This window comes from Aminobacter ciceronei (assembly GCF_014138625.1).
In the GTDB taxonomy this organism is placed as follows: Bacteria; Pseudomonadota; Alphaproteobacteria; order Rhizobiales; family Rhizobiaceae; genus Aminobacter; species Aminobacter ciceronei.
Map to the genome: position 1 here is coordinate 195810 of NZ_JACJHY010000004.1, position 17833 is coordinate 213642.

Annotated in this window: 23 protein-coding genes and 1 pseudogene; 12 read left to right on the forward strand and 12 right to left on the reverse strand. The window is 61.7% G+C overall.

What is annotated here, in order from left to right:
- Nucleotides 1–32: 32 nt before the first annotated feature.
- Together HNQ95_RS06360 and HNQ95_RS06365 are read left to right on the forward strand one after the other, a co-directional pair.
- The gene (locus tag HNQ95_RS06360) at nucleotides 33–323 is read left to right on the forward strand and encodes a type II toxin-antitoxin system RelE/ParE family toxin (RefSeq protein WP_182573711.1); all 291 of its coding nucleotides are present in this window, start codon (nucleotides 33–35) and stop codon (nucleotides 321–323) included.
- On the forward strand, nucleotides 320–613 hold the full coding sequence (locus HNQ95_RS06365) for an addiction module antidote protein (protein WP_182573637.1): 294 nt from the start codon (nucleotides 320–322) through the stop codon (nucleotides 611–613). Before HNQ95_RS06360 ends, HNQ95_RS06365 begins: the two co-directional genes overlap by 4 nt.
- Nucleotides 614–753: 140 nt before the next feature.
- On the opposite strand, the gene HNQ95_RS06370 is transcribed toward HNQ95_RS06365, so the two are convergent.
- The gene (locus HNQ95_RS06370) at nucleotides 754–978 is read right to left on the reverse strand and encodes a hypothetical protein (RefSeq protein WP_182573636.1); all 225 of its coding nucleotides are present in this window, start codon (nucleotides 976–978) and stop codon (nucleotides 754–756) included.
- Nucleotides 979–1081: 103 nt separating this feature from the next.
- On the opposite strand from HNQ95_RS06370, the gene HNQ95_RS06375 reads away from it, so the two are divergent.
- From HNQ95_RS06375 to HNQ95_RS06385, 3 genes are all read left to right on the forward strand, one after another.
- Nucleotides 1082–1345: a hypothetical protein gene (locus HNQ95_RS06375; RefSeq protein ID WP_182573635.1), complete on the forward strand. Its 264-nt coding sequence runs from the start codon at nucleotides 1082–1084 to the stop codon at nucleotides 1343–1345.
- Between the two features lie 8 nt (nucleotides 1346–1353).
- The gene (locus HNQ95_RS06380) at nucleotides 1354–1650 is read left to right on the forward strand and encodes a hypothetical protein (protein WP_182573634.1); all 297 of its coding nucleotides are present in this window, start codon (nucleotides 1354–1356) and stop codon (nucleotides 1648–1650) included.
- Nucleotides 1651–1808: 158 nt separating this feature from the next.
- A complete protein-coding gene (locus HNQ95_RS06385; RefSeq protein ID WP_182573633.1) occupies nucleotides 1809–2153 on the forward strand; it encodes a prolipoprotein diacylglyceryl transferase in 345 nt (114 codons plus the stop codon).
- Nucleotides 2154–2292: 139 nt separating this feature from the next.
- Here the strand turns inward: HNQ95_RS06385 and HNQ95_RS06390 are convergent, their stop codons facing one another.
- The 3 genes from HNQ95_RS06390 to HNQ95_RS06400 form a co-directional block, all read right to left on the reverse strand.
- Nucleotides 2293–3252 carry a hypothetical protein gene (locus HNQ95_RS06390; RefSeq protein ID WP_182573632.1) on the reverse strand — a complete coding sequence of 320 codons (960 nt, stop codon included), beginning with the start codon at nucleotides 3250–3252 and terminating at the stop codon, nucleotides 2293–2295.
- A 397-nt stretch (nucleotides 3253–3649) separates the two neighbouring features.
- Nucleotides 3650–4057 carry a hypothetical protein gene (locus HNQ95_RS06395; RefSeq protein ID WP_182573631.1) on the reverse strand — a complete coding sequence of 136 codons (408 nt, stop codon included), beginning with the start codon at nucleotides 4055–4057 and terminating at the stop codon, nucleotides 3650–3652.
- Between the two features lie 17 nt (nucleotides 4058–4074).
- Nucleotides 4075–5070, reverse strand: coding sequence for a Y4kA family protein (locus HNQ95_RS06400; protein WP_182573630.1), 996 nt, complete (start codon nucleotides 5068–5070; stop codon nucleotides 4075–4077).
- Nucleotides 5071–5130: 60 nt separating this feature from the next.
- Between HNQ95_RS06400 and HNQ95_RS06405 the strand changes: the two genes are divergently transcribed.
- On the forward strand, nucleotides 5131–5856 hold the full coding sequence (locus HNQ95_RS06405) for a CC0125/CC1285 family lipoprotein (RefSeq protein ID WP_182585768.1): 726 nt from the start codon (nucleotides 5131–5133) through the stop codon (nucleotides 5854–5856).
- A 187-nt stretch (nucleotides 5857–6043) separates the two neighbouring features.
- Here HNQ95_RS06405 and HNQ95_RS06410 read toward each other — a convergent pair whose 3' ends face one another.
- From HNQ95_RS06410 to groES, 3 genes are all read right to left on the reverse strand, one after another.
- On the reverse strand, nucleotides 6044–6274 hold the full coding sequence (locus HNQ95_RS06410; RefSeq protein WP_182573628.1) for a hypothetical protein: 231 nt from the start codon (nucleotides 6272–6274) through the stop codon (nucleotides 6044–6046).
- A 71-nt stretch (nucleotides 6275–6345) separates the two neighbouring features.
- Nucleotides 6346–7974 carry a chaperonin GroEL gene (groL, locus tag HNQ95_RS06415; RefSeq protein ID WP_182573627.1) on the reverse strand — a complete coding sequence of 543 codons (1629 nt, stop codon included), beginning with the start codon at nucleotides 7972–7974 and terminating at the stop codon, nucleotides 6346–6348.
- 34 nt (nucleotides 7975–8008) lie between these two features.
- The gene (gene groES, locus HNQ95_RS06420) at nucleotides 8009–8323 is read right to left on the reverse strand and encodes a co-chaperone GroES (RefSeq protein ID WP_067966797.1); all 315 of its coding nucleotides are present in this window, start codon (nucleotides 8321–8323) and stop codon (nucleotides 8009–8011) included.
- Nucleotides 8324–8654: 331 nt separating this feature from the next.
- On the opposite strand from groES, the gene HNQ95_RS06425 reads away from it, so the two are divergent.
- Both HNQ95_RS06425 and HNQ95_RS06430 read left to right on the forward strand, forming a co-directional pair.
- Nucleotides 8655–9002 (forward strand): hypothetical protein, encoded by a 348-nt coding sequence (locus HNQ95_RS06425; protein ID WP_067963579.1) that lies wholly within the window; start codon nucleotides 8655–8657, stop codon nucleotides 9000–9002.
- On the forward strand, nucleotides 9002–9292 hold the full coding sequence (locus tag HNQ95_RS06430; RefSeq protein WP_154387323.1) for an usg protein: 291 nt from the start codon (nucleotides 9002–9004) through the stop codon (nucleotides 9290–9292). The genes HNQ95_RS06425 and HNQ95_RS06430 overlap by 1 nt, the downstream gene beginning before the upstream one ends.
- On the opposite strand, the gene HNQ95_RS06435 is transcribed toward HNQ95_RS06430, so the two are convergent.
- Entirely contained in the window at nucleotides 9286–9537 is a 252-nt protein-coding gene (locus tag HNQ95_RS06435; RefSeq protein WP_067966802.1) for a hypothetical protein, read from the reverse strand. The genes HNQ95_RS06430 and HNQ95_RS06435 overlap by 7 nt on opposite strands.
- Nucleotides 9538–9781: 244 nt before the next feature.
- Here HNQ95_RS06435 and HNQ95_RS06440 point away from each other — a divergent pair, with 244 nt between their 5' ends.
- The 3 genes and pseudogenes from HNQ95_RS06440 to HNQ95_RS06450 form a co-directional block, all read left to right on the forward strand.
- On the forward strand, nucleotides 9782–10249 hold the full coding sequence (locus HNQ95_RS06440; RefSeq protein ID WP_067963583.1) for an Hsp20 family protein: 468 nt from the start codon (nucleotides 9782–9784) through the stop codon (nucleotides 10247–10249).
- Between the two features lie 98 nt (nucleotides 10250–10347).
- Nucleotides 10348–10857: an Hsp20/alpha crystallin family protein gene (locus HNQ95_RS06445; protein ID WP_067963586.1), complete on the forward strand. Its 510-nt coding sequence runs from the start codon at nucleotides 10348–10350 to the stop codon at nucleotides 10855–10857.
- Between the two features lie 114 nt (nucleotides 10858–10971).
- Nucleotides 10972–11265: pseudogene (locus HNQ95_RS06450) on the forward strand (autotransporter domain-containing protein); the annotation flags it as partial.
- A gap of 67 nt (nucleotides 11266–11332) precedes the next feature.
- Here HNQ95_RS06450 and HNQ95_RS06455 read toward each other — a convergent pair.
- Both HNQ95_RS06455 and HNQ95_RS06460 read right to left on the reverse strand, forming a co-directional pair.
- Nucleotides 11333–11869: a dihydrofolate reductase family protein gene (locus HNQ95_RS06455; protein WP_067963590.1), complete on the reverse strand. Its 537-nt coding sequence runs from the start codon at nucleotides 11867–11869 to the stop codon at nucleotides 11333–11335.
- A 352-nt stretch (nucleotides 11870–12221) separates the two neighbouring features.
- Entirely contained in the window at nucleotides 12222–12692 is a 471-nt protein-coding gene (locus HNQ95_RS06460) for a metallophosphoesterase family protein (protein WP_182573626.1), read from the reverse strand.
- Nucleotides 12693–13001: 309 nt separating this feature from the next.
- On the opposite strand from HNQ95_RS06460, the gene HNQ95_RS06465 reads away from it, so the two are divergent.
- Nucleotides 13002–14480 (forward strand): protein adenylyltransferase SelO, encoded by a 1479-nt coding sequence (locus HNQ95_RS06465; protein ID WP_182573710.1) that lies wholly within the window; start codon nucleotides 13002–13004, stop codon nucleotides 14478–14480.
- A 234-nt stretch (nucleotides 14481–14714) separates the two neighbouring features.
- On the opposite strand, the gene HNQ95_RS06470 is transcribed toward HNQ95_RS06465, so the two are convergent.
- Together HNQ95_RS06470 and HNQ95_RS06475 are read right to left on the reverse strand one after the other, a co-directional pair.
- Nucleotides 14715–15731 (reverse strand): GlxA family transcriptional regulator, encoded by a 1017-nt coding sequence (locus HNQ95_RS06470; protein ID WP_067963600.1) that lies wholly within the window; start codon nucleotides 15729–15731, stop codon nucleotides 14715–14717.
- On the reverse strand, nucleotides 15728–16306 hold the full coding sequence (locus HNQ95_RS06475; RefSeq protein ID WP_182573625.1) for a cysteine hydrolase family protein: 579 nt from the start codon (nucleotides 16304–16306) through the stop codon (nucleotides 15728–15730). Before HNQ95_RS06475 ends, HNQ95_RS06470 begins: the two co-directional genes overlap by 4 nt.
- Nucleotides 16307–17833 lie beyond the last annotated feature (1527 nt).

Genomic DNA, 17833 nt, shown 5'->3' on the forward strand with positions numbered 1-17833 from the left:
CAATCATCTGCCAACTGCAGTACACAAATCTCGTGATCGAAATTCGCAGGACCGCTGAGTTCACAGGCTGGCTCACCGACCTCAAGGACCTCAAGGCCAGGTCCCGCATCCTGACCCGTATCGACCGGCTGGAGTTGGGCAACTCAGGTGATGCCAAATATTTCGACGGCATCGGCGAGCTTCGCGTCGACACTGGTCCTGGCTACCGCGTCTACTTCGTCAAGCGCGGCACAACTGTCGTCATCCTGCTTTGCGGTGGCGATAAGTCGACGCAGGCTTCCGATATCAAGAAGGCCATTGCGATGGCAAAGGAGGTCAAATGACCATCAAGACCACAAAATGGGACGCCGCCGAGTTTCTGAACTCCAAGGAGGAAATCCTTGCCTATCTCGAGGCGGCATTCGAGGACGGCGACCCGTCCGGGATCAAGCTTGCCCTCAACAATGTTGCCCGGGCCCGAGGCATATCCGACCTGGCGAGAGAAACCAAAATCTCCAGAGAGGGCATCTACAAGGCGCTGAGTGAGGATGGCGACCCAAAGCTGTCCACACTGCTCAGTATCGTAAAGGCGTTCGGGCTCAATCTATCGGTCAGAGACCTGGAACACGCTTGAATGCTGGCGTCGCATCGTCCGGCTCGCAGTCCCTCGGCGCATGAAAAACCGCCCCGGCTACGAAGTGGGAAGGTGCCTTCGCCTCTATCGGCCCGGCATGTGCTGCCCTGGCTTTTGGCCTGCCCGCCTGGCGAAAGCCGTCACTTCCGCATCAGGTCGGGGTGACGGTCGCCAAGCCACTGCTTGCCATCCTTGTCGGAAGCCCAGGGATTGCCAAACAGCCGAACCGTGGGGCTGTCGTCGCCGGCCTTGATTGCCGACCTGACGATACGCCGCTCGCGGCGATGTTCAGCCACCTTGAAAGGCTTGTCGCTCTCAGCGGTCGTCATGCCGACGATGGGCGTCCTGCGCCGGGACCGTGACATCCGCTGCTCCTGATCTGGCCTGCCTGCCCTGCCGGGCAATCTGAAAAGCAAAAGGCCGCCGAAGCAGCCCCCAATCGACGCACTGCGCCATGTTGAGAACAGCATGCCGTATCGGGTAACCCGACGCAATCCCGTTTTGATCGACGGCGAGATCAGGTGGTCCCTCACCCCCAGCTGCAACGTCGCGTCGCCGGGGGGCAAAACGGCGCTGCACCAGCTGCCCCTATTGCCGCGGCGGGCCGGCTTTGCTTTGCTGCGCCGGGGTCTTTTCAAGGGGGCTGATGTGGCGGAGGCAAAGGGGGCCGCGATCCTGATGGCCATCTGGGTGCTGCTCGGCGTCCTGCCTGTCCTAGCCCAGATGCCATGATTGAACGAATGCGCGCTTCGCGCGTTGCGGAAGGCAACGATCAAGCCATCGAGCCCAGCCATAGAGCAAAGGGGCAGCCCGTGACCGCAGTTGTTACACGTTTCAGATGTATCCAGGAGCCGAACGGATCATGGCAGGTCTGGGATGATGCCGAAGATCAGCCCGCAACACTTGGCAATACCGTCCTTGTCGAGCGCTCGTTTGAAAGCGCCACATCTGCGTGCTCGATCCTGAACCGGATCTATGACGGCGACTTTCAGCTCAAGGTCAGGTCTACCCGTGGCGGCCCATCGCGCAGCCTGTGACCAGCCGGTGAATACGTCCCTCATGAGCTGATGGCCCGGGGGGCGGCGTTCTGGGGCCGGTGCGCCTGGGCAGGCCGCGCCAGGCTGGCGCCCTGCCCCGCTGAAACGGAACCTTACGCCGCACCGCATGTTGTCTCCGGGACAGCAGGAGACCAATCATGCCTCACGAAAAAGCAATAGCGGCCCGCAAGCCGGCACCAAACTATCGCGACCCCAATGACAGTCCAAAGCCCGATGACAGTTCAAAGCCCAATGACAGGCAAAAAGATGACGGCGTCAGCCAGGAAGCCGCCGAAAACAGGAAACCCGCCGACACATACGGCAACACCGAGCCTGTCGACGAGACCAACGAAAAGACCCGTCACGCCGACGGCCAGAACCCGCCGGGCACTGAGCGGCCAAACCCCGACCCGCAAAACCCCGATCAGCCTGGCATCGAAAAGCCAGGTGGCAGCGAGCAGGCCGGATACCGCATGAAGCGCGCCCGCTTCTGGCAGTCGTGACGAAGCCTGTGGCGAGTTTCGACCTGCACCAACCAGAAATTCGAAAAGGGCTGCCGAAGCAGCCCTTTTCGACGTTATGCGCCATCGTGAAGACAGCAGGCCGCCCGGTCATCCGTGGCGGGATTGACGTATGGCATCGTCAGTTGACCCTGGACGTGTTGACCCGCACCGCATATTGAAACGTCGCATCATAAGAGGCGCTCGGGGTCAGGTTGTTGAAATAGCTGACGACAACAGTGACCTTGCCGGCCGCGATGGTTGCCGACTTCACCATGGCAACGAACGATCCGTAATTGCCGCTGAAGCTGCCGACCCATTTCGACCTGTCGCGATCCGAGAAAATGTAGATCACGCCCGACGTGCCGTTGGTCGGCGGCAGCAGCACGGCGGCTTCATCGCCGGGCTGGGCGTCGAGCTGGCCGCTCATCACCCCATTATACGGGCGCACCGCGAAGGGGGAGTTGCGCAGGCTGACGGTCGCCCGATAGTCGTACTGGCGGAACGCCGGCGACGGCAGTAGCGAAAAGACGTGAAAATAATAGGATTCGTTGCCGGCGAAATCGACGAAGCTGCCCAGGGCGCTGATGTCGGTGCCGGTCTGGCCGTTGTAGTCGGTGGCGTTGTAGGCGCGGTAGCCGATCGCACCATAGTCGACGAGATAATAGACCCTGGCGCTCTGCTTGATCACCCTCGTCGGATGGCTCCAGGTCGGCGTGCCGCCGACGCTTCCGCCCGGCCGCGGCCGCACGACCAGCTCATTGCCGGCAGCGCCATCCATCTGCAGAGCCGATACGGTGTAGAAGGCGTTGGGATCGCCGGAGAGACTGTCGTCCAACGGGTAAAAGGTGCAGCCGGCCTGAAAGTCGAAGACGACGATATGGTTAGCCCAGTTCCCGAGCGCGGTCTTTTCGTAATAAACCCACTCATTGGCGCCGTCGCCGCTCAGGTCCCATTCGCCGATCTTGAACGGCGTGATCAGGTTGCACGAATTCTGGTGGCTCTTGTATGGCTTGGCGGGCACGGCCACATCGGCCGAAGCGATGCCGTTGAAGGCCAGACAGCCGAATATCATCAGCAGCAAAGTGCCGAGCTTTTTCATGTCGTCCTCGTTGTCAGGGATTGGGAATGCCTAGGCCGCCGCCGCGCGGCGATGTGGCTGCCGGTTATGCTGGCGCGGCACGACGTGTCTGCGCTCAAGACGGACGGCCATGCCATGTGGCTCGGCCGTGACATCAGCCAGGTCGTTATCGCCGGTCAGGCCTGCAGCAGATGGGTCTCTATAAACGCGAAAAGGGCCGCCGAAGCAGCCCCTGACCACGCAGCATATTGTCGACGCAAAGCACCATCGTGACCACAGCATGACGTTTCAGGTTACCTGAGGCAATCCCGTTCGCCGGCCCGTTCGTTCCCGGTCGGTTGCCTGCGAACGGCCTGTGAATTGACAGTCGGAGACTGCAGCACGATGCGCGCCGGCTCGTGGCTTGCTGATGGATCAGCTATTCACACTCGTCGCAATCGGCCACGCCGCGCGCCATCGGACTTAGTCCCCCAACGCCGTCCCTGGCCAGGAAACGCTTGACGAAATTGATGGTGGCCGGCGACACTTTCACAGCCTCGCCCGCGCCCGGCGTCGCGACCATCGCGCCGGCCCAGCCGCCGCGACGAAGCCCGTCGAACAACTGATCGCCTGACATCAGCCCTTCAGCCCGGGAAAGTGCGGCGGCGGCGGAAGCCAGCACGCGCACCTGGATGCCTTGTTGCCTGCAGGCCTCGACAAACTCGTCAGCCCGGCCACTTTCCACGATGGCCTGATAGGCATCGGCAAGCCGCCGCATCGGCACCGTCAGGTGCTTGCGTCCCCTCGCCAGAACCAGATCATCGTCGTGCCTGAAACGTTGAACCATGCCCCTCTCCCCAGCAGCTATTCGATCAACCTGTCGATGGCCGAAGCCTTCCTCTCTTCGCGGGATTCGCGCTTCGCATCGGCGATCGCACTCAGCGACCGCTGAACGGCAATCAGGTTGCCACGCGCCCGCTGGTCGTTGGGGTCAAATGGCAAGGTCAGGCCGACCACGACCTTGTGCTTGTCGATGCGTTCGCCCGACAAGGTGATGTCGGCGCCGTTGATCCGCAGCGCCTGGCTTATCGGCTCCAGCTGGACCTTGGGTGAAACCGACCCGGACACGGTGGTGGTGAACTCGATCGTGTCGACGAGCGTCGGTATGTCGGGCGTCTTGTCGGGTCCGACCAAGTTTGCCGACTGGTTCAGGCTGATGAATGTCGCCAGCGTCTCTCTGAGGCCGATCGAGCCCGAAATGGGATATTGCCAGTTGGTCCCCTTGCGCACCTCGCTGCAGAACCGCTCCGGCATCTGCGTCGCCAGAAACAGGAATGTGTCGGCGCTGCGGAACGTCCGGGTGTTCTGTCGCTCGAGATTGTTGTCGGCCCTGAAGCCGATGGTGAGCGGACCTGTCGAGAAGCCGCGCCGCAAGCCGATTCCTCCGCCGGCCTTGTTCTTTTCCGTGATGTCGAAGGTGAAATCATAGCCGATCGCGCCCTGGTCATAGCGTTCGAAGACCCGTCGCGTCGCCTCGTCCAGCTTCCTGAAATCCAGCCCGATGAAGTCGGCCGGGTTGTTCTTCAGATGCGCGGACAATAGCGGCTGATGTTCTGCAAGCGAATTTGTCGCAAACGCCCTGATGGCATCGCGCGCCTCACACCTGATCTGCTGAACAATTGCATAGCTGGTCAGGCCGGTTACATCGCTCGGAACAGGTTTTGTCGCACACCCGGTCAATACAGCGCAAAACAACCCCGCCCCGCACATCAAAGACGTGCGATACACTTTTATCCCCCGCAGTAAATTCCCCGCGGTGATATATTCACAGAATCTTAACAATGTCCAGATGGCTTCCAATCTGTACAGTATTGAACTTATTCTTCAAGACACGCGCTCACTACTCCAATCGGCCTTGCAATGGCGCAGTTGATCTCAGCTCGCGCGCCCAAGCAGAGCTTCGGGCGCAGCATCACAGGCCAGGCAAATGCCTTGGCATTCTCGAAGGCTGAGCTGGCGCTATGCACCGCTGCCGGTGAAAAGCACCAGAGAGCAGTTGCCGTCACTGGCAGCTTAGGCTTCAGTGATGGTGAGGGCGGACACCAGCATGGAAAACAAGGGCTAATCCCGTGCTTCGGTGTTCCCAGGGGGGGGGGGGGTGCAATGAAACTAAGACTTTTCGCAGTATTGGCTGCCGCATTTTTGGCCGGCTGCCAGACGCCATATCAGGAAATGGGGGCGACCGGCGGAGTGGTCGCCATGCCGATCACCAACGACACCTACCGCATCTCGGCGCGCGGCAACGGCTTTACCGACCCGACAGCCGTCCAGGACTACAGCTTGCTCAAGGCCGCGGAAGTCACGCTGCAGACCGGCAACACCCATTTTGTCATCCTCGGCAGCCAGGACACCACCAGCCGCGACTACGGACGGACGGCCGGCACCATGCAGACGAATGTCTATGGCAACACGGCATTCACGACCTACAACCCGGGTGTCACCTACGACATCGTCAAACCGGGGCAGGATCTTCTGGTCCAGGTCGGCAAGGTCTTGCCGGGCCAGCAGCCTCCAGCCGGCGCATTTCCGGCACAACAGGTTTACGACAACATCGGCCCGCGGGTGTTGAGGCCGAAGAAGAAGTAGCGGCAAGGCACCGACCGCCACGGTCCCGAAAACAGAGTGGGATGCCGGCCCTGCCCGCCGGGCAGGTTTCGGCGCGCCATTAGCTCGGCGCCAGGGACGCTTCCGGCTGGCTATCGGGTCTAACCGGGTTGGAACGGACGATACTGTCCGTTCCTTTCATTTGCCGGCATGTGGCACTTCCATTTTCTCAACCCTTTCCAACATCCGTTTTCGGGGTCGATTTTCCGGCTGACAACTGCCGTGCTGCCAGAAACATCACCGTGTACGCTGCCTTCCGCCGGTCCCAGCCCGCGGATTCTGCCGTGTCGAGCACCTCGGTCAGCACCGGCTCCAGCACGACTCTAAGATCGGTCTCATAATCGAGTTCGGTAGCCGCACGTTGCGGCGGCGCAATCTTGTTGATGTTGGTCGTATCCATGCCAATCACCCGTCCGTCTGGAGCCGTGTCCGCGCCTCGATGGACGCGGACACGGCCTCTCTGTCTGTCTCTTAGAAGTCCATGCCACCGCCGGGCATCGCCGGCAGCGGCGCGTCCTTCTTCGGCTTCTCGGCCACCATCGCCTCGGTGGTGACCAGCAAGCCAGCGACGGATGCCGCGTCCTGAAGTGCGGTGCGCACCACCTTCACCGGATCGATGACGCCCTGTGTGTAGAGGTCGCCGAACTCATTGGTTTGTGCGTTCCAGCCATAGCCGAACTCGGCCTTGTCGCGCAGCTTGCCGACGATGATCGAGCCTTCGGCGCCAGCGTTTTCCGCAATCTGTCGCACCGGCGCTTCGAGGGCGCGCCGCACGATCTCGATGCCGTGTTTCTGGTCGGAATTGTCGGCCTGGACATTGTCGAGCGCCTTCACTGCGCGCAGCAAGGCAACGCCGCCGCCCGGCAACACACCTTCTTCGACGGCGGCGCGGGTGGCATGCATGGCGTCATCGACGCGATCCTTGCGCTCCTTCACCTCGACCTCGGTCGAGCCGCCGACGCGAATGACGGCGACGCCCCCGGCGAGCTTGGCCAGGCGTTCCTGCAGCTTCTCACGATCGTAGTCCGAAGTGGTCTCTTCGATCTGGGCCTTGATCTGGGCAACACGCCCCTGGATCTCGGTCTTGGAGCCGGCGCCGTCAACGATGGTGGTGTTTTCCTTCTCGACGACCACCTTCTTCGCGCGGCCCAGCATGTTCAGCGTTACATTCTCGAGTTTGATGCCGAGATCTTCCGAGATCGCCGTGCCGCCGGTCAGAATAGCAATGTCTTCCAGCATCGCCTTGCGGCGATCGCCGAAGCCAGGCGCCTTGACGGCCACGACCTTGAGGCCGCCACGCAGCTTGTTGACGACGAGCGTGGCAAGGGCCTCGCCCTCGACGTCCTCCGCGATGATCAGCAACGGCTTGCCGGATTGGACCACCGCTTCCAGAACCGGAAGCAGCGCCTGCAGGTTGGACAGCTTCTTTTCGTGGATCAGTACGTAAGGTTCGTCGAGCTCGACGCGCATCTTGTCCTGGTTGGTGATGAAATACGGGCTGAGATAACCGCGATCGAATTGCATGCCCTCGACGACTTCGAGCTCGGTCACCGCGGTCTTGGCCTCCTCGACGGTGATGACACCCTCGTTGCCGACCTTTTCCATGGCCTCGGCAAGGAAACGGCCGATTTCGGCGTCACCATTGGCCGAAATGGTCCCCACCTGGGCGATCTCGTCGTTTTTGGTCACCTTGCGCGCATTGACCTTGAGTTCCGCGACCACGGCGTCGACCGCCTTGTCGATGCCACGCTTCAGGTCCATCGGGTTCATTCCGGAAGCGACAGCTTTGGCGCCTTCCTTGACAATCGCCTGGGCAAGCACGGTCGCCGTTGTGGTTCCGTCGCCGGCGATGTCGCTGGTCTTGGACGCGACCTCGCGCACCATTTGCGCGCCCATGTTCTCGAATTTGTCCTCCAGCTCGATCTCCTTGGCGACGGTGACGCCGTCCTTGGTGATGCGAGGGGCGCCGAACGACTTGTCGATCACGACGTTGCGGCCCTTGGGACCGAGCGTGACCTTCACAGCGTTGGCGAGAATGTCGACACCGCGCAGCATCTTCTCGCGGGCTTCGGTGTGGAATTTGACTTCCTTAGCAGCCATTTTTCTTGCTCCTTCTCAAAACGGCAGGTTCCACTCAGGCGGCCTTCTTCGCCTGGACCGCGGCATCGATCACGCCCATGACGTCGGACTCCTTCATGATCAGGAGATCCTCTCCATTGAGCCTGATCTCGGTGCCGGACCATTTGCCGAACAGGATGCGGTCGCCAACCTTGACGTCGAGCGACAGCAACTGGCCGCTGTCGTCGCGGGCGCCCGGACCAACGGCGATGACCTCGCCTTCCTGCGGCTTTTCCTTGGCGGTGTCGGGGATGATGATGCCGCCGGCCGTTTTTTCCTCGGCCTCGATGCGGCGGACCAGAATACGGTCGTGCAATGGACGGAACGTCATGTCGTTCTCCTCATGGACAAACAGATTTTTGAGGTTCCTCCGCGCCGCATCCGAAGCGGTGCCGGCGCGGGGTGCGCGACCCTCTTCGGCATCGCGCGCAATCGATCTGGGTGAGGTGTTTTTGAGTTTCAAGAGGTGGCTGCAAAAATTCTAGCCCCCGGCTTTGCCGAGTGCTAGCGCGCTGAATTCATGCAGCTATCCGCCGCGAAGCCGCGAAAGCGGGGCTTGCAATTTCGTTCGAATCCTCCAAATTTTTCTGTCCGACGGTGGTTCGCCTGGGACCAACGTCGGGTCGTCAACGCAAGGAGATTTTTGTAACGGAGGACCATCGATGGAACGAACTGTCCCGACGATTATCCCCTCGATCGCCCCTGAAATCACGGATCTGTCACTGGACCGTCTGCTTTTCCCGGCCCGGTTCTTCAGCCATCCCGACGACGTGATAACGGACGATCAACTCGGCATTGAGGAAAAGCGCGCCATTCTTGCCTCCTGGGCATCGGATGCATGCGCGGTCGAATCCATACCGGCCCTGCGCAAGCCGCCAGGCATTGCGGCCCCGGTGACTTTCGATGCCGTCATGGATGCGCTTCGCCGGCTCGATGAAATCCGCGCCGACGTCGCTTGCAAATTCGACCAGAGCGGCAACCGCGAACGCCCGGAAAGATTGGACGCTTGATGGTGACCGAGAAGAAGCTTGTGGTCAGCAGGGAATTCCGGCTCCAGATGGAGGGTTACGGCCTCACGACCGCGGAGATCCATTATCACCTTCCTGATTACCCGCGGTTGTTGCAGCTTTATGTCTGGCAGGAATACGACCTCGCACCGGAATTCCCAACGCTGAGAGGTTTCCTGAGCTACTGGGAACAGGAACTTGAAGGTGCGCTGCATTCCGTGCGCGTTGCCCACCACCGCCTGATCAAACCTGCCGAGTGGCAGGCAGTGGATGGGGTATTTACGATTCAGTGAGCACCGGGGCCCGGTGCAGCCGGGCCCTCTGTCTCGTCATCGTCGGGTTCAATCAAGTCGATCAGTGCCGCAACCCGCGTTCCGGGCAGAGGGCGGCCTTGCCCCATCAACGCGTCGTCGCCGAACGCCCACCCCCACGCCTCCCTGAGTTCCGCGAGCGAAGCGCCGGACAGGATCACTTGTGCAATCATCGTATCGTCCACCGGCCCGAGGACCGAGACAACGTCTTCCCGCGTCATGGTCATCGCTAACTCCATCGATTTGCCAGCAGACTAGATGGGCATTGGACGGAGCGCTTTCCAGCGGCCCCAACCTGTGAACCCACCACCACGCCGTCAAAATGTCGGCTCGATTGCTCGCCCCTTGACGTCGCTCAAATCGCTTCCCAACTCATATTCCGTCGGCCGCTGCAAAGGGTCGACACGGTCAGGGAGCGCCAGGCTTCTTGGCGCGCCCTCGTACCTATGTTGCTCCAAGGAGGATGTAGCTATGAGAACAAATATGGACTTCTCTCCCTTCTACAGGTCGAGCATCGGCTTTGACCGGATTTTCGACCTGCTCGAAAAATCCAGTTCCCCACAGGCCGACAATTGGCCGCCCTATGACATCGTCAAGCTCGGTGAAGACACCTATCGCATCGCGCTTGCGGTAGCTGGGTTCGCAGAAGACGAGCTTTCGATCACCCATGAGCCAAACCTGCTCGTCATCAACGGCTCGAAGACGGAAAATGGCGACGTTTTTTATCTCCACCATGGACTGGCGATGAGGACCTTTGACCGTCGTTTCGAACTCGCCGACCATGTCAGCGTCATGGGCGCCAAGCTCGAGAACGGCCTGCTGATCATCGACCTCAAGAAGGAAATTCCCGAGGAGATGAAGCCGCGACGGATCGCGATCAACGCCGGCGCTGACACGAAGTCAGCCTCGAAGCGGATCGAAGGCAACGTAGCGGCATGATCTTGACTGAACCGTCCAGCGCGACACCCCATCTGGGGTGGGGTGTCGTTGCGACCAAACGAGAAAGGACAAACAAGAAAGACGAAAGGAAAAAGGCAATGAGTGTACGTGACCTGATCCCATGGAACCGTGGCAACAACCAGGCCCCGGCGATCAATCGCAGTGAGGACATGGATCCGTTCATGTCGCTGCATCGCAACGTCAACCGGCTGTTTGACGAGGTGTTCCGGGACTTTGACACACCGTCGGTTCTTGGCCGCATGACGCCTCGCAATGGCACCTGGCCAAGCGTCGAATTCTCGGAGAACGACAAGGAAATCCGGGTGGTCGCGGAAATGCCCGGGCTTGACGAGAACGATGTCGAGGTTCTGCTTGAAGACGGTGTTCTCACACTTCGCGGCGAGAAGAAATCGGAAACCGAAGACAAGGATCGTCAGTTCAGCGAACGCTATTACGGGCGTTTCGAGCGGCGCCTTGCTCTTGGCCGCGAAGTCGAGGAGGACAAGGTGGAGGCGGCATTCAAGAACGGCGTCCTCACCGTGACCCTGCCCAAGACGGAAAAGGCGCAGGCGAACGCCAAGCGCATCACAATCAATACCACCAAGTGACAGCTGACTGACCGGCCGGGTGCCCAAGCCCCCCGGCCGGCATCCTTCAGACGAGGAGGAGTCGATGGCGGAGCGGCTGACACCAAACAAGGAGACGAACCGCATCCGGTCGAATTGCGGGCGGGCAAAGCCTTTGCCATGGCCGAGGCCGTGGTGACGTTGCGCAGGCGCCTTGCCTGGGCCCATCATTTCGATCCCGAGCGCAGCCTGTCCGCGACCTTCCAGACGCTGCCCGGCGCCACTTTCGTCGTCAATGGCGCTGCCATGGCGCGCGACACAGCACTGGTCGGCGCTGCGGTCGAGACAAGATAGCAAAACGGCTGGTCGGCGACGGCAGGCTTCGAAGGCGAATTCTCCGACGTGACGCGGTCCTGTTCAGGCAAGGGCGTGCTGCGTTACGCCTGGTGAAGCGAAACGAGCCGCTGCGCGCGCCTGCCCGCCGGACCGCGCCGCTCGAGCCATGGCGGGGGCACAATCAGGCCGGCACATAACTCAGCCGGATGACGTCGCCGTCATAGCGCTCGGTTCCGGTCAGGCGCAGCGGCGGCCGGGGGCCGGCGAAAAAGGGCGTGCCGTGGCCGAGCACGACCGGGTGCAGGTAGATCCTGTATTCGTCGATCAGGCCCCATTCGGTCAGGCAACGCGCCAGTTCAGGGCCGCCGACCTCCACCTCGCCCTCCAGCTCGACTTTTAGCCGGCGGATTTCGGCTTCGGTCTCCGTGCCGAGCAGCCTTGCGTTGGGTCCGACCGTCTGCAACGTCCTGGAGACCACCCATTTCGGGTTCTTGCGCCACGCCGCCGCAAAGGCGCGCCTGTCCGCGTCCCAGCCGGGCTGGTCCTCGTCCCAGTAGCGCATCGTCTCATAGAGTCGGCGGCCATAAAGGCTGCCGGCGAGCTTCTCCGTCTGCTCGACGAAGCGGCGATAGAGTCTTGGGCCCGGGGCGAAGGGGAAACGATCGTGATCGACAAAGCCATCCAGGGACTGGTTCATGCCAAAGAAGAACAACGCCATGCAAAGGCTCCCTGAAACGGGCCATTCGACCTCGCTGCATCCTGCAGCGTGACCGCGGCAGGCGCAACGTCAACCCTCGCAACTTTGGTGGCCATCTCCGGCACGGCCGAGATGCACAGCACGGTCTACGCCAGTCTTGAATGATCGCGTTCGGCTGCCGAACCTTGGCAAATGCATGGCGCTTGGTCATCTCCACAAGCCTGCGGGAGCGATCCGTGCGGCGACTTGGGAGGTTTCGCCTGTCAGCGCGAAGCAACAGCAGGTGGGCCGCTTGCCGAAGGGTCGTTGTCCTTTGAGTTGGCCCAAAACCAGTCAGTCTGCCATCGGCCCCTGGTCAGCCATGCAGTCGGCTTCAATGAAAATCTGAGGCAATCTCGCAGATCCTGGGCACCAATCGCCCGTGGATGATCTGGACCATTGCCAAGGTGATGGGCAGCCTGAACCTGCGCGGGCCTGCACTGCCCGGGTTGAGATAAATGGCGTCATCGCGGCTCTCGATACTGGCACGATGCGAATGACCAGAAATCACCAGATCGATGCCCATCATGGCTGGAGCAAACGTCATATCCTTTCGGTCGTGGATGACGAATATCTTCTGCCCGAACAGCGTCACTTGAAGGGTATCCGCAAACAGAGACGCCCACGGCTCGACATCGACATTGCCGCGAATTGCCGAGACTGGCGCAACACGTTCCAATCTCTCGATGATGGTGGGGTTTCCAATATCGCCCGCATGGACGATGTGGTCGACGCCTTGAAGAAGCGCAACGGCGTCCTCGCGCAGAAGGCCGTGCGTATCCGAGATCACACCGAGCGTGTTCATGGAGCCCAGAACTATCAGTCCTCGCTGACACTGGCGAGATGCCGACTTCGGCGTCGCTGGTCTGCGCCACCCGGAACGAGGACGACGTCAAGAGTACCCATCAGACCCTCGGCCGCCCGCTTCCTTCCAGATATGGAATGGGGCTACGGCGACAACTGACAGCAGCTTCCTGGTGACAGCAGCTTCCTGGCTGGACGCCAACATCGGAAACTGCGATTGGGTTGCGACTTAACAGCCCCTCTCGAATTGCTGGCCCGCGCCTCGCGGCATCCCTATCTAGCCGGTAACCTGAACAAACTCCGAGTTGTCATGCGCAGCCCCCGGTTCCAACACACTTATGCCGCCGACCTCCCCGAGCGGCTTTACGTCAGTCCGGATCCATCCCAGGTTTCGACACCGCGTCTGCTCGAACTGAATGAAACCTTGGCGACGGAGCTGGGCCTCGACATCGGCTGGTTGCGTGGTCCCCAAGGTATCGACATGCTGGCCGGAAACCGCTTCCCCGCTGACGCGCGTCCCATCGCCCAGGCCTATGCGGGTCACCAGTTCGGCAACTTCGTGCCGCAGCTTGGCGACGGTCGTGCCGTCCTCGTCGGAGAGTTGCTCGATACAACAGGCCAGTTGCGCGACGTTCAATTGAAGGGCTCCGGTCCGACCCGGTTTTCCCGCAATGGCGATGGGCGCGCAGCGCTCGGACCGATGATGCGCGAATACATCGTCAGCGAGGCGATGCACGCCCTCGGCATCCCGACCACGCGAACCCTGTCGCTGGTTGCCACTGGCGAGCACGTCTTTCGCGAGACCAGGCTTCCCGGAGCGCTGATAGCGCGCGTTGCCGCCAGCCACATCCGCGTCGGCACGTTCCAGTACCTTGCCGTACGGGAAGACATCGACGGCCTGCGGGCGTTGGCGGACTACGCCATAACGCGGCACTATCCGCATCTCGCCGAAGCCCCCCGTCGCTACCTCGCGTTCCTCGATGCCGTTGTAGCAAGGCAGGCGAAGCTGGTGGCGCAGTGGATGCTGGTCGGCTTCATCCATGGCGTCCTCAATACCGACAACGTCGCAATTTCCGGCGAGACGATCGATTATGGTCCATGTGCGTTCATGGACGCCTATCATCCGGCGACCGTGTTCAGTTCCATCGACCATCAAGGCCGCTACGCCTTTGCCAACCAGCCCCGCATCACCGTCTGGAACCTGGCGCGACTGGCCGAAGCGCTGCTGCCCATTCTGGGAAGCGAAGCAGGCGGAGACGATGAAGGCTTCGAGCAGGCGAAAGCGGCGATCGGATCGTTCCAGGCACGCTACGAGGCTGCGTTTCATGAAGGCATGCGCCACAAGATCGGGCTGTTAACCGAACAGCCTGAAGACCTTGGTCTTGCTGCCGAACTGCTTGAGCTGATGGCGCGCAACGGGGCGGATTTCACCCTGACATTTCGCGATCTCGCCGATGAGGTCGACGGCTCCGGCCGCGTGCGCAACCACTTCATCGACCCTGCTGCTTTCGATAGCTGGGCTTTGCGCTGGCGTGAACGACTGGCTCGCGAGCCGGAGACTGCAGCCGACCGGACGGCTCGTATGCGCAGGGTGAACCCGAAATACATAGCACGCAATCACCGCGTCGAAGCCGCCATCGCCGCCGCCACCAATGAAGGCGACTTTGGCCCTTTCCAGAGCTTGCTCACCGTGCTGGCGCGCCCGTTCGACGAGCAGCCCGGGATGGAGGACTATGCGCAGCCACCGGCAGACGAAGAACGCGTCCTGCAGACATTCTGCGGTACGTAACAGCAATACGCTCCAGGTGCCGAATGGGCTGTCTGACCCATGCATGGTTCGGCGAGAATGGGTTGGGGAGGAATGGCAGCTGTCACCCCCAATCTGTCGGGCAACAGCCGGTCGATCGGGCTGCGGCCGGAAATCTTGCAGGGCTCCTGAGCCCCGCGAGACAAAGGCACGGGTGCATGGCTGGGCGCTTCGACATCTGCCGATCCCAGCCTGGCGCCGATCCGCCCAGGCGTTTCAGCCTGTGGGCAGCTGCTGCGGTTGGCCTGCCCCGCCGCGGCGAAAGGCGCTTGGCGGGGTGGCGTTGAAGCGGCTCCAGGCGCGGCGCAACTGCCGGCTCGAGCTGTAGCCGACGCGCTCCGCCACCCGCTCGATGTCGAGCCGCGTCTCGCTCAGAAGCTGCTGGGCGAGAGCCACGCGCAGCCGGTTGAGATAATCCGGAATGCTCATGCCGGCCTGGTCGTTGAACAGGCGGCTGAGATGGCGGGGGCTTGATATGGCGATGTCGGCCAGGGTCGAAAGCGACCAGTCCCGCGCCGGATCGGCAGACATGGCGTCCTGCACCCTGTGGATGGCGGTGTGGATGTGGTTTCGCCCTTCGAGCCAGGGCGACAGCTGCGGGTCGCTGCCGAGGCGCCTGATATAGACGACCAGCGACTTGGCCACCGCCGCCGAGACGGCAGGATTGGTCAGCCGGCCGATGATGTGCAGCATCAGGTCGATGCCGGCGGTGATGCCGGCGCTGGTGTAGCGTTCGCCATCCTCGACATAGAGCCTGTTCTCCTGCACCCGCGCCAAAGGTGCCAGGCGGGCAAGACGGTCGCAATCGCTGAAATGGGTGGTGCATCTGACCCCGTCGAGCAGCCCGGCCCTGCCGGCCAGAAGTGCACCCGAGCAGATCGACACCAGGAGCATGCCGGGCCTTATGCTGCGCCTCAGCCAGCGGACCAGCTCGTCCGAACCCTGACCGGCCGCCTCGACCGGCTGGCCCGTATCCATCGGCTCGTCGGTGTCGCCCGACACCACGATCATGGCGTCCGGCTCGATGGTCTCGGGCAGCGGCGAGATGCCTGAAATGCGCAAGCCGATCGAGCTCGTCACCTCGGGCAAGGCGCCGATATAGGCGACGTCGAACCTGACGTCCTTTTGCAGCAGATTGGCATAACGCAGGGCCTCCATCGGCCCGGCGACATCGAGCAGAAGCGTGCGCGCCGGCATCACCACATAGGTCGGAATCCGGCGCGGCTCGGTCATGCTGCGGCTGCCCTGCCCTCGTCGGCCAGAGATTCGTAGGCCAGCGCCTCGGATATGGTGCAGACGCGGGCGAAACGTCCATCGAGCACGGCCGCCGTGCGCGCCTTCAGTTCGTCGGCCGTCCAGGTCTTTCCGGTCGCATCGGTCAGCGGCATTGTGTGCGTCGCCTCGGTGACATAGTCGACCTGCCAGCCGAGATCCGAGCCATGGCGGGTCGTCGTCTCGCAGCACTGTTCGCTGCGAATGCCCGAAATGACGAGACGGCGGATGCCGTTCTCGATCAGGAACACTTCAAGCGGCGAGCCGACGAAGGCGGAATGCCGGAACTTGTGGAATTCGAGGTCAGGCCTGTCGAGCCTGAGTTCGGCCAGCGGCCTGACGAAACCGGAAGCGAGCGAAAAAATGCCTTCAGGCTCGGCATGGAACACCCGCACGATCTTCCAGCCCTTCTTCACCGCGCCGTCGATCAGCGCCTGCTGGTTCCTGAGATAGGTCGGGCTGTCGACCTCGTGCCAGCTGGCGCGCTGCCGGAAACTTTCCTGGGCATCGATGACAAGCAGGGCGGTATCGGTCATTTCTGGACACTCCGTGGACCATGATGTGCTTGATCCTAGCCCTCGTGTCCAGCCGCGCCAGCCATGCAGCGGACAAGGATCGGACAAAAAAGGACAACCGCCTGCCGCCGGGTCCGGCCGCTGGGGCCGCTGCCCGGCAGCGGTGATGCGCCGGCGCCGCCGCGGCGGCGGGCGCAGAGGGCGGCAGCCGGTGGCGTCCAAGACCTGCCCGCAGGCAGGGCCGTGCCGCTCTCACCCCGCCCCGACGCCGGGATTGCGGCGCAAGATGCCGCACCGCCGCGCCATTCGCCGACGCCGCCGATCGGCTCGAACAGCCGGCAGAGCTTGGCACGGACCTCTGTTCAATCCACCTCTGAAAAGCGCCGAGCTACCCTTTTGCGAGCGCTGTCTCACATGCAATCGCAACCTCGGAGAGCGGTTTGTCGGACCCAAGTGGAGTGGCCCAGCCGGCGCGTTCAATGACCCCACGGCGGTTGAAGCCTCGGCTGGTCTCCAGCTCCGACAAGATTTGAGTGGAAAGCGGGTCGGATCTTGAGCGTTCCAGGCAATACGGCGTCAGCACAGACGCCACAGCCATTTGCGATGAGGCCTCGGCCATCAAGAGGGCCGTGCTTTGGGTAACCCATCCGCCAACGGTGAAGCCGATGGTTGCTGTAGCCAGAGCGCCGATGGCGGCGCCGTAAAGCACCGCTATCGAGAGCATAGGTGATCTCATGGTTTTTCCGATCAACGGAAATGCAGGCATGGCGCCCGCAATGGGTCAGTCATACTTTAACACAAAACAAGCCAGAAACCCATCACGATAGTATATTGCGTCTAGGTTTCGCCATATCTCCTGCTATGGCGAGCGCGCCTTCCAATGTCTCGGAGTAGCGCGCAGTGTTCTCGAGGCCGCCAAAACTGTTTAACCGGATTGTCGTCCCTCTCTTGCTCATGACTATACCAAGCGGTCGAAGGTACTCTTGAAGCTCACGATATTTCACGTCGATCTCCCTCATTGAGGATGTGCACATGCTGTTCGTTGGAATCTCGGTTCCGATATCGCGGACCATTGCCTGGGAGCGTCGACTGAAACTTGCCGGCCATGGAAATATTGAGCAAGTCGCTGGCGTCTCGAGAGCGGACGTAGCGAGCGGTCCGAGCCATGCCCGATCCGCGTCATCGTCCACTTCCTTCTGGCCAGATTCAACGGACAGAGCGCTCAACGTCGCTGGTCGTCGGGCACGATGGGCACAATAGCCTAGACCAGCTGATGTCGCGTGTGCGTTTCTCTTGCCCTGCGCCTGATGCCGCTCGTGTCGTTTTCGCTCCGTCGCTGGGTTTCGGTTCTTGGTCCTCTCACGGCGGCGCCCTCATCGTCCGATTTTTCGATATCCATCACCTTTGCGGCATCATCAGAATTGACGCTGGGCCCAGCCTTCGATGCTTCACTTGCGGTGGCGTATGCGAGCCTCATGCCTGATGTATCGAGAGGGAACATTCGCCTGGCCGCTCCAAAGACCTCGAGCATAGCGAACGGACGAGCTG